Here is a 9,382-nt window from a genome sequence, read left to right on the forward strand (position 1 = left end):
CAGCGCCAGCAACTGCTCCATTTCACACGGCAAGCCGGCAAAATGCACGGGCAGCAAAGCCCGGGTGCGCGGGCCGATCTTGCCGGCGATGGCGCACGGATCGATATTCATCGTCTGCGGCACGACATCGGCCAGCACCGGCGTGGCGCCCGTATGCAAGATGGCATTGACGGTGGCGCAAAACGTCAGCGGCGTGGTAATGACTTCGTCGCCGGCCTTGACGCCGCCGCGATAGGCTGGCGAATCCTCGATCGGCGAGACGACCTTGACATAGCCGTCTTCCATGCCCACTTCGATCCCGAGGCCGACGAATTTGCCCTGCGTGCCTTCCTGCAGTTCGCGAAAGGCCTTTTTATCGAGATAGGCCGAATGCGGATCGAGCGAGGCGACCATGCCGGAAATGGCTTCGGCCAGCAGCTTCTTGTCTTCGATCGGCTCCACGTAATCGGATTTGATCAGGCCGAAGACGTCGCTCAGCTGGCGCAATTCCTCGAGCGGCAGCGGACCGGCATTGCTTTTCTGGGCCATGGCCGATAACTGCATGGTGCCTGCCGCGCCGGCCAGCATGCCAAGGCCGATCAGGCCGACGTTCTTAAAATTCATTGTCATATTCCATATTGCGTAAAACATGAGATGAGCAGACCTCGCCTGTTGCAGCGAGTCCGATCAGGCATGGTGAGAGGGCAAACAGCCTTCGCGGCCGGCGGTCGGCGGCCAGAACGGCCGCTCCCGAACGCGCGCAGCGGGACGAAAATCAAAATTTAATCCACGCGGCCGGATCGATTGCCGCGCCTTTGAATCGCAGTTCAAAGTATAGACCGGATTCTTCATTGCCGCCCGTATTACCGGCGGCGGCAATCGTCTCGCCAGCCTTGACGATGTCGTCCTTGCGCTTGTACAGCGTCTGGTTGTTGCCATAAATGCTAAGGTAGTTGTTACCGTGGTCGATCATGATCAGATTACCGTAGCGTCCCATCCACTCGGCAAACACCACCTGGCCGTCGGCGATGGCCTTGACGTCGGTGCCGGCGGCGGCCTTGATGAACCAGCCTTTCCAGCTCGGGCCGTCGCCGCGCTTGCTGCCGAATTTGGCCGCCGGCGTGCCATGTATCGGCGCGCGCAACTGCCCGCGCAGGGCGCTGAAGGCGCCATTGGCCACCGCAAACACCGGCGGCTGCTTGACGTTCTCGGGCGCTTTGGCCACCAGTGCCGGCTGTTCGGCAGGCGCCGGCCTGGTGTCGGGCGCCGCCGTGACGGCAGGCACCCCGGGGCAGCACAGCCCTGCGGCGCCGGTTGCGGGGCCAGGCACGACCGCTGTCAGCGGCAGCAACACACCCTGGGCAGGCCTCTCGGCCGCCGAGCGCCGCGTGCTGCAGCCCTTGCAAGGCCAATGGGCGAACATCGACGACACCGGTCGCGCCAAGTGGCTCAACCTGGCCGAGCGATACCCGCGCCTGAGTGCCGCCGAACAGCAGCGCATGCAGGAGCGCATGAAGCAGTGGGCCAACCTGCCTCCCAGCGAGCGCGGCGAAGCCCGCCTGCGTTTCCAGCAGACGCGCCAGCTGAGCCCGTCCGAGCGGCAGGAAAAGTGGGCGGCCTACCAGGCCCTGCCCGCCACCGACCGCGACGACCTGAGCCGCCAGGCCCAGCGCAAGGCCAAGCCCGTGTTCCTGCCGGACAACGTACCCGGCCCCCGCGAGGCCGGGCAGGTGTACGGCGCCAAGCGCCAGGCCCAGAACAGCAACGACCGGAAAGTCAATGTGGTGCCAGGCACCGCCACCCAGGTTCCGCCCACGGTGGTGGCCCCGGCCTTGGTGAAGGGCGGCCCCGGCGCCACGACCAACCTCGTCACCCAGGCCCCCAGCCCGGCCCTGCACCAGCACACCGGTCTGACCAAGATCACGGCCTCCAAGGCCTTTGTGGACCCGGTGACCCTGCTGCCACGCAAGGGCGCCCAAAGCGCCGCCATGCAGGCGCCGGCCCAGAAGGTCAGCGCCGAGAGCGACACGGACTGAGCCTGGCCCCAGCAACCGCCTCAGGTGGGTGGTGTATCGTTTCGGCCTTGCCGCCCACCGCCTTCCCCACGCCCCCATGTCGATCTTCAAGCTCCCTGCTCAAGGCACCCTGAGCGAGCAGGAGGTGGCCGTTCGCGCCGCCACCCAGGCCCCCTCTTTGCGCCGCCGCCTGGCGGCCTTCACCTACGAAGGGGTGCTGCTGTTCGGGCTGGTGATGGCCGTGGGTGCGCTCTACAGCGTGATCGCCAACCAGCGCCACGGCCTGCAAGGCCGCGAGGGCATGATGGCCAGCCAGTTCCTGGCCCTGTCGCTTTACTTCCTGTGGTTCTGGACGCACGGCGGCCAGACCCTCGCCACCAAGACCTGGCACCTGCGCATCGTCTCGCCCGACGGCCAGGCCATTGGCCTGAAGCAGGCGCTCATGCGCTACATGCTGAGCTGGCTGTGGCTGATGCCCCCCTGGGCCGGTGCCTGGCTGGCCGGCTGGCACCAGAGCAAGGAGCTCTTCGGCGCCATGGGCGTGTGGATCCTGCTCTACGCCGCCCTGAGCTTCCTGCTGCCCCAGCGCCAGTTTCTGCACGATGTGCTGAGCGGCACACGCCTGGTCGACACCCGCCCCTGAACGGCCTCGTCCCCCTCTCCACGGAACCCCCATGACCTTGTCCCTCTGTGTTTACTGCGGCTCGCGCGACGGGCTGGACCCGGCCCACCTGGCCTCCGCCCGCGAAGTCGGCCGCCAGATCGGCGAACGCGGCTGGCAACTCGTGTACGGCGGCGGCAGCACCGGCCTGATGGGCGCGGTGGCCGATGCGGCGATCACCGCCGGCGCCCGGGTGATCGGCGTGATCCCCGAGAAGCTGATGCAGCGCGAGATGGGCCACGGCGGCGTGACCGATCTGCAGGTGGTGGACAACATGCACGAGCGCAAGCACGCCATGGCCATGCAGGCCGACGCCTTCATCGCCCTGCCAGGCGGGATCGGCACGATGGAAGAGATCTTCGAGGTCTGGACCTGGCGGCAACTGGGCTACCACCGCAAGCCCCTGGCACTGCTGAACGTGGCCGGCTACTACGACGAGCTGCTGCGTTTCATCGACCGCAGCCGCGATGCCGGCTTCCTCTGGCCCGATGTGCAGGAACTGCTGCTCACCGGCACCGACACCCGCACCCTGCTCGACCAGATCGAGGCCGAACACCAGCGCCTGAAAACAGAAACGCCGCCCGACCTGGCTGAGCCTGGTCCTGGCGGCGTGTCGGACGACATCTGAGCCGTCTGGGGCGGCCGTCCGGGGCGAGTGGCCGCTTCGCGCGGCCCCGCCTGTGGCGTGGTCAGACGGCCGATTCGTCGGTCTCACCGGTGCGGATGCGCACGACCTGCTCGACCGAGGTGACGAAGATCTTGCCGTCGCCGATCTTGCCGGTCTTGGCGGCCTTGACGATGGCCTCGATGCAACGGTCGACGTCGGCGTCCTTCACGACCACTTCGACCTTGACCTTGGGCAGGAAGTCGACCACGTACTCGGCGCCACGGTAGAGCTCGGTATGGCCCTTCTGGCGGCCAAAACCCTTGACTTCGGTGACGGTCAGGCCGGTCACACCGACTTCGGCCAGGGCTTCGCGCACTTCTTCGAGCTTGAACGGTTTGATGACGGCGGTGATCTGCTTCATGGGAAAACTCCGGGAAAGGCGGCGAAGTGAGGAAATTCAGGCAATTCGCAGGCGCATTGCTGCGCCGCATGGTGACTATTTAAGCACGTCTGTGAACATTTCATGGCGCGTGGGGCGCCCGGCCACACCACTCAGGCGCGAAAGCGCGAGGTGATGGGGTAGCGCCAGTCGCGCCCGAAGGCCCTGTGCGTGATGCGGATGCCGACCGGGGCCTGGCGGCGCTTGTACTCGTTGAGCTTGATGAGGCGGGTGACCTTCTCGACGTCGGCACGGGGGAAGCCCGCGGCCACGATGTCTTCGATGGCCTGGTCCTGCTCCATGTAGCGCTCGAGGATGGCGTCGAGCACGTCGTACTCGGGCAGGCTGTCCTGGTCGGTCTGGTCTGGGCGCAATTCGGCCGAGGGCGGGCGGGTGATGATGCGCTCGGGAATGGGCTCGACCTGGCCTGCGGCACGCGCCTGGGCGTTGCGCCAGTTCGACAGGCGGTAGACCAGGGTCTTGGCCAGGTCCTTGATGACGGCAAAGCCGCCGGCCATGTCGCCATAGAGCGTGCAGTAGCCCGTGGCCATCTCGCTCTTGTTGCCGGTGGTGAGCACGATGGCGCCGGTCTTGTTCGACAGCGCCATCAGCAGGGTGCCGCGCACGCGGGCCTGGATGTTCTCTTCGGTGGTGTCTTCGGCGCGGCCCACGAACAGCGGCGCCAGCGAGGTCTTGAAGGCTTCGAACTCGGGCGCGATCGCGATCTCGTCGTGCTGCACGCCCAGGCGATCGGCCATGTCACGCGCGTCGATCCAAGAGATGTCGGCCGTGTAGGGCGAGGGCATCATCACGGTGCGGACCTTGTCGGCCCCCAGGGCATCGACCGCGATGGCCAGCACCAGGGCCGAATCGATGCCACCCGACAGGCCGATGATGGCGCCGGGAAAGCCGTTCTTGCCCAGGTAGTCGCGCACACCGGTGACCAGGGCCTGCCAGATCTCGGCCTCGGGCGAGGGCACGGCGGCCAGGGCGCCTTGCACGGCACCATCGGGCAGGAGGGTCAGGGGCAGCGTGGCCGTCTCGAAACTGGGGGCCCGGGCCTGCACGGCGCCCTGGGCATCGACCGCAAAGGAGGCGCCGTCGAACACGACCTCGTCCTGGCCGCCCACCATGTGGGCGTAGACCAGGGGCACGCCCAGTGCGCGGGCGCGTTCACCCATCAGGGCCTCGCGCTCGCCCCATTTGCCGGCGTGGAAGGGCGAGGCATTGAGCACCACCAGGGCCTGGGCGCCCTGCCCCACGGCGGACTGCGCCGGCTCGTCGAACCAGGCGTCTTCGCAGACCAGGAGGCCGACGCGCCAGCCCAGCACCTCGACCACCACCGGACCGAGGCCGGCTTCGCGGCCACTGACGAAGTAGCGGCGTTCGTCGAACACCTGGTAGTTGGGCAGTTCGCGCTTGGCGTAGCTGGCTTTCACGGCCCCGGCGCTCAGGAGGCTGGCGGCGTTGACCAGACCGGGCACGGCGCGCGAGCGGCCTCGCTCGGACGAGACACCCGGCGCGTACATGGGGTGGCCCAGCACCAGGTGCAGGTCGGGCAGGTCGGCCAGGCTGGCGGCAATCTGCTGCACACCGGCCTCGCAGGCCGCCAGGAAGGCGGGGCGCAGCAGCAGGTCTTCAGGGGGGTAGCCGCACAGGGCCATTTCCGGGGTCACGACAAGGCGGGCGCCGTCGGCATAAGCTTGGCGGGCCGCCTCGGTGATCAACCGGGCATTGCCGGCCAGGTCACCAACGACCGGGTTGATTTGCAGCAGGGCCACGTTCAGCGCAGAGGCAGGACGGGCCACGGACGACACAGCATTCATGGACACGCTTCAAGAGTCAGACGGCGCAGATGCGCAAGCCAGCATGGTAGCGGCCTTGCGCGCCCGCTGGGCCGAGCACCCCGACGAGATCGACCCGAATCAGTGGGATGCCCTGCTGCCCGATGGCGCAGGCGGTCCGTTTCTGCGACACGCCCTGTTCAAGGCCATGGCCGACAGTGGCAGCGCCACGGGCCGCACGGGCTGGCACACCCGCTTCCTGCTGCTGGAAGATGACGCGGGCCGCCTCTGGGCCGCCACCCCCGCCTACGCCAAGGACCACTCCTACGGCGAGTACGTGTTCGACTGGGCCTGGGCCGACGCCTACAACCGGGCGCTGGGCCAGCAGGGCCTGAGCTACTTCCCCAAGCTGCTGAGCGCGGTGCCGTTTTCGCCCATCCCGGGACCGCGCCTGCTGGCCCGTGGCGATGCCCCCCAAGCACTGCAAAAGGCCTTGCGCGCCCGCCTGCTGCGCGAGATGGCAGCCTTGTGCGAGGCACAGGACTGGTCGTCGGCCCACGTGCTGTTTTTGCCCGAAGCCGATGCGCGCCTGGCCGAAAGCCAGGGCTGGCTGGTGCGCCATGGCGTGCAGTTCCACTGGGAGAACCGCCAGCCCGAACCCTACGGCAGCTTCGAGGATTTCCTGACCAGCCTGCAACGAGACAAGCGCAAGAAGATCCAGCAAGAGCGACGCAAGGTGCGCGAAGCGGGGGTGAGCTTTGAGACCAAGGTGGGCCACGCCATCGGTGAAGCCGACTGGGACTTTTTCTACCGCTGCTACACGCAGACCTACCACGAGCACGGCCAGCGCCCTTATCTGAGCAGGGCCTTCTGGCGCCAGGCCGCTGCCACCCTGCCTGAGCACTGGACGCTGTTCATCGCCTCGAAAGACGGCGAGCCCATCGCCGCATCCCTGCTGGCCGTGGACCCGGTGGCCAAGGTGGCTTACGGGCGATATTGGGGCGCACTGGTGCACGTGTCCTGCCTGCACTTCGAGGCCTGCTACTACCAGGGTCTGAACTGGTGCATCGAGCAGGGCCTCTCGCGCTTTGAGGGCGGCGCCCAGGGCGAGCACAAGCTGGCACGAGGCCTGCTGCCGGTTTCGACGTGGTCGGCCCACCTGCTTCGCCATCAGGGCTTGCGCGAGGCGGTGGCCGATTTCCTCCAGCGCGAAGACCGCGGCATGGGCCACTACATGTCGGAATTAGACGAACGAAAGCCGTTCAAACACCGAGAACCGGAGCCAACAGAAGGTGGGACACTCGGCAACATTACATAAAGCATCACAGGGCCACCATGAACCAAGCTGACCTGCCGGCCAATCTGCCGGCCAATGCCGAGCCCCTTCCCTCGATCATGGACATCGAGGCCTCCGGGTTTGGCCTTGGCAGCTACCCCATCGAGATCGGCTTCGTGCTGCCCGACGGCAGTGCATGGTGCAGCCTGGTCAAGCCCGAGGCCGACTGGCAGCACTGGGACCCGAACGCGGCCGCCGTGCATCACATCACCCGCGAGCAGCTGATGCAGCATGGCCGCAGTCCGCGCGAGATCGCCGATGTGCTGAACCTGCGCCTGCGCGGACAGACCGTCTATTCCGACGCCTGGGCGCATGACTACACCTGGCTGGGCCGCCTCTACGAGGCCGCAGGCCGCAGCCCGTCCTACAAACTCGACAACCTGCGCGCGCTGCTGAGCGAGCGCGAAGCCGCACGCTGGCACGAGGTCAAGCGCCAGGTCTCGCAGACCATGGGCCTGCAGCGCCACCGCGCCAGCGCCGATGCCCGCATCCTGCAGCAGACGCTGGCCGCCCTGCACCAGACGCAGCGGGCGGCCGCCTGAGCCGCCGCCCCACCGTTCAGGGATAGTTGGGGCGCTGGGCCGCCTCCTGCTCGCGCATGCGCTGGCACTCCGGGTGCCGTGTGTAGGCCGGGCGGCTGCAATGCCGCTTCATGCAGATGGCCAGCATGATGAAACTGTGGTTGCTGCAGGCCGCACGCGGGTTCAGGGGCCCGCTTCGCTCGGGCTTGCTGGCCACCTGCGCGGACGCCTTCTCCGCCTTGCCCTCGGCCTTGCTCACAGACTTGCGCAGCCCCCCTTCGGCGGCCTTGCTGGCGGGCACCATGGCGGCACTGGCTGCGCTGCTGCCGACACCCGCCGCCTCGCCCAGCTTGGCCACAGAGGCCGCAGGCTCGACGGCCGCCTTGCCCTGCGCCGAGGCGCTGTGGCGCCCCCACCAGAAGGCCAGCATGGCCATGCACACCAGGCCCACGATGGCCCAGCGCGTCCAGGCCTGAGCAGGCGATGCCGCCCGCCCCTCTGCCACGGCGGCACCAGCCACCTCGCCCGCCTGCGCTGAGGTCTGCGGACGGCCAGCGCGGGGCAAGGGCACGGTCACCGGTGAATGCAGGACCCCGGCGGCCGGGGCCGTGGTGGCGTAAGCGCGGGCGTCGACGGCAGCATGCCCCTCGGGCAAGGCCCCTTCATGGGTGCGCACCAGGACGGTCTGGGGCAAGACCGCTTCGGGGGCAGGACGGGGCGGCGCATCACCGCCCGCTGGCATCACGCTGACGATGCCCGCCAGTTCTTCACGCCAGGCGGCCACGGACTCCGGGCGCTCCATGGGGTGCACGGCCAGGGCGTGGTCCACGGCCTGCACAAAGGGGCCGCTGTAGTGCAGGCCAAAGTCCTGGGCCAGGCGGGGCGCCAGCTCGTGCAAGGGGGTGAGTTCGTCGTGCAGGGTGCGCGAGGTGGCCGGGACCGGGGGGCGGCCGGTCAGGCAGAAGTGCACCACGGCGGCCAGGGCGTACAGGTCCGTCCAGGGGCCCTGGCGCAGCTGGGAGGTCTCGGCGTACTGCTCGATGGGCGCGAAGCTGGGCTTGACGATGGCGGTCAGCGCCTGGGTCTGGCCACCGATCACGCGGCGGGCGGCACCCAGGTCCAGCAGGACGGGACGACCGTGCCCCGGGCCGGTGTCGTCGTCCAGCAGGAGGATGTTGTCGGGTGCGATGTCGCGGTGGTAGACCTGCTCGCGGTGCAGGCATTCGAGTGCGCCCAGCAGCGGCGTGATGAGGCGGCGCAGCCAGGACTCGTCGGGCGGGATGGCCATGTCACGGCGCACCTGGTGCAGGGTGCGGCCCTGGTAGTAAGGCATGACCATGTAGGCCGTGCCGTGGGCTTCCCAGAAGCGGTGGACCTTGACCAGCGAGGGGTGGTCGAAACGGGCCAGCATGCGGGCCTCGTTGACGAAGGAGCGCAGGCCCAGCGCATAGGTCTCGGCATGCGCGCCCGCTCGGGGCACCACCGTGAGCTCAGGGCCGCGAGCGGCCAGGGCACCGGGCAGGTACTCCTTGATGGCCACCAGGCGCTCGAGCGCATGGTCGAACGCCAGGTAGACGATGCCAAAGCCTCCTGCACCCAGCACGCGCTGAACCTCGAACTCGCCAAGGCGTGTGCCCGCCGGCAGGGCATCGTGGTCAGGGAGAGAGGACATGGGCAGGAAAGGGGCGGCGGGGAGGCCGCAAGACAGGGCGCCAGCGACGAAACGGCCCTGAGCTTAACCCAGGTACCCCCTGGATCCTGTCGCCTTTCACCCCCTCATGAGGGTAAAGCGGCCCCTGGGCGACGGATGCGGCTGCGGCGGGCCACTTCCCACCGCCATTCAGGAAACGTGAATCATCTGTTTTTGCGACAAGACGGCGTTTCCCAACACTTGGGGGTCAATTGCCGGAAGTTGCCCCATGTTCAAGGGGCGAACGCGACCATGAAAAACCACATATCGGGGTCGGAGAAGGGTATAAATGTCGTGAAAACCCTTGATCCCATGCCCCTGCAGGACCGCCGCATGACCCAGCCCCACCT

At 67.8% G+C, this 9,382-nt stretch carries 11 protein-coding genes; 5 read left to right on the top strand and 6 right to left on the bottom strand.

Features of this window, described 5'->3' with window-relative positions; translation table 11 throughout:
• Together QZ994_RS16680 and QZ994_RS16685 are read right to left on the bottom strand one after the other, a co-directional pair.
• Positions 1-609, bottom strand: a 609-nt coding sequence (locus QZ994_RS16680; protein WP_290874251.1) for a DegT/DnrJ/EryC1/StrS family aminotransferase, incomplete at its 3' end; no start/stop codon positions are given.
• A 145-nt stretch (positions 610-754) separates the two neighbouring features.
• Entirely contained in the window at positions 755-1,204 is a 450-nt protein-coding gene (locus tag QZ994_RS16685; protein WP_367172336.1) for a murein hydrolase activator EnvC, read from the bottom strand.
• Here QZ994_RS16685 and QZ994_RS16690 point away from each other — a divergent pair.
• The 3 genes from QZ994_RS16690 to QZ994_RS16700 all read left to right on the top strand — a co-directional run bounded on the left by QZ994_RS16690 (position 1,197) and on the right by QZ994_RS16700 (position 3,283).
• A complete protein-coding gene (locus tag QZ994_RS16690; RefSeq protein ID WP_290874223.1) occupies positions 1,197-2,015 on the top strand; it encodes a DUF3106 domain-containing protein in 819 nt (272 codons plus the stop codon). The two genes, QZ994_RS16685 and QZ994_RS16690, sit on opposite strands and share 8 nt — an antisense overlap.
• A gap of 76 nt (positions 2,016-2,091) precedes the next feature.
• Entirely contained in the window at positions 2,092-2,637 is a 546-nt protein-coding gene (locus tag QZ994_RS16695; RefSeq protein WP_290874226.1) for an RDD family protein, read from the top strand.
• A 31-nt stretch (positions 2,638-2,668) separates the two neighbouring features.
• Entirely contained in the window at positions 2,669-3,283 is a 615-nt protein-coding gene (locus QZ994_RS16700) for a TIGR00730 family Rossman fold protein (RefSeq protein WP_290874229.1), read from the top strand.
• Between the two features lie 61 nt (positions 3,284-3,344).
• Here the strand turns inward: QZ994_RS16700 and QZ994_RS16705 are convergent, their stop codons facing one another.
• Together QZ994_RS16705 and QZ994_RS16710 are read right to left on the bottom strand one after the other, a co-directional pair.
• Complete coding sequence (locus QZ994_RS16705) at positions 3,345-3,683, bottom strand: P-II family nitrogen regulator (protein WP_290874232.1); 339 nt, start codon at positions 3,681-3,683, stop codon at positions 3,345-3,347.
• A gap of 131 nt (positions 3,684-3,814) precedes the next feature.
• The gene (locus QZ994_RS16710) at positions 3,815-5,527 is read right to left on the bottom strand and encodes an NAD+ synthase (protein WP_290874235.1); all 1,713 of its coding nucleotides are present in this window, start codon (positions 5,525-5,527) and stop codon (positions 3,815-3,817) included.
• Between QZ994_RS16710 and QZ994_RS16715 the strand changes: the two genes are divergently transcribed.
• Positions 5,526-6,803, top strand: a complete 1,278-nt coding sequence (locus tag QZ994_RS16715; RefSeq protein ID WP_290874238.1) for a GNAT family N-acetyltransferase — start codon at positions 5,526-5,528, stop codon at positions 6,801-6,803. The two genes, QZ994_RS16710 and QZ994_RS16715, sit on opposite strands and share 2 nt — an antisense overlap.
• Before the next feature lie 17 nt (positions 6,804-6,820).
• Entirely contained in the window at positions 6,821-7,363 is a 543-nt protein-coding gene (locus tag QZ994_RS16720; RefSeq protein WP_290874241.1) for a hypothetical protein, read from the top strand.
• 16 nt (positions 7,364-7,379) lie between these two features.
• On the opposite strand, the gene QZ994_RS16725 is transcribed toward QZ994_RS16720, so the two are convergent.
• Positions 7,380-9,014 (bottom strand): serine/threonine-protein kinase, encoded by a 1,635-nt coding sequence (locus tag QZ994_RS16725; RefSeq protein ID WP_290874245.1) that lies wholly within the window; start codon positions 9,012-9,014, stop codon positions 7,380-7,382.
• A gap of 168 nt (positions 9,015-9,182) precedes the next feature.
• Positions 9,183-9,382: hypothetical protein (locus tag QZ994_RS16730; protein WP_290874248.1), on the bottom strand; the 200-nt coding region annotated here is incomplete at its 5' end.

It is taken from the genome of Aquabacterium sp. (assembly GCF_021768455.1).
Lineage (GTDB): Bacteria > Pseudomonadota > Gammaproteobacteria > Burkholderiales > Burkholderiaceae_C > Aquabacterium.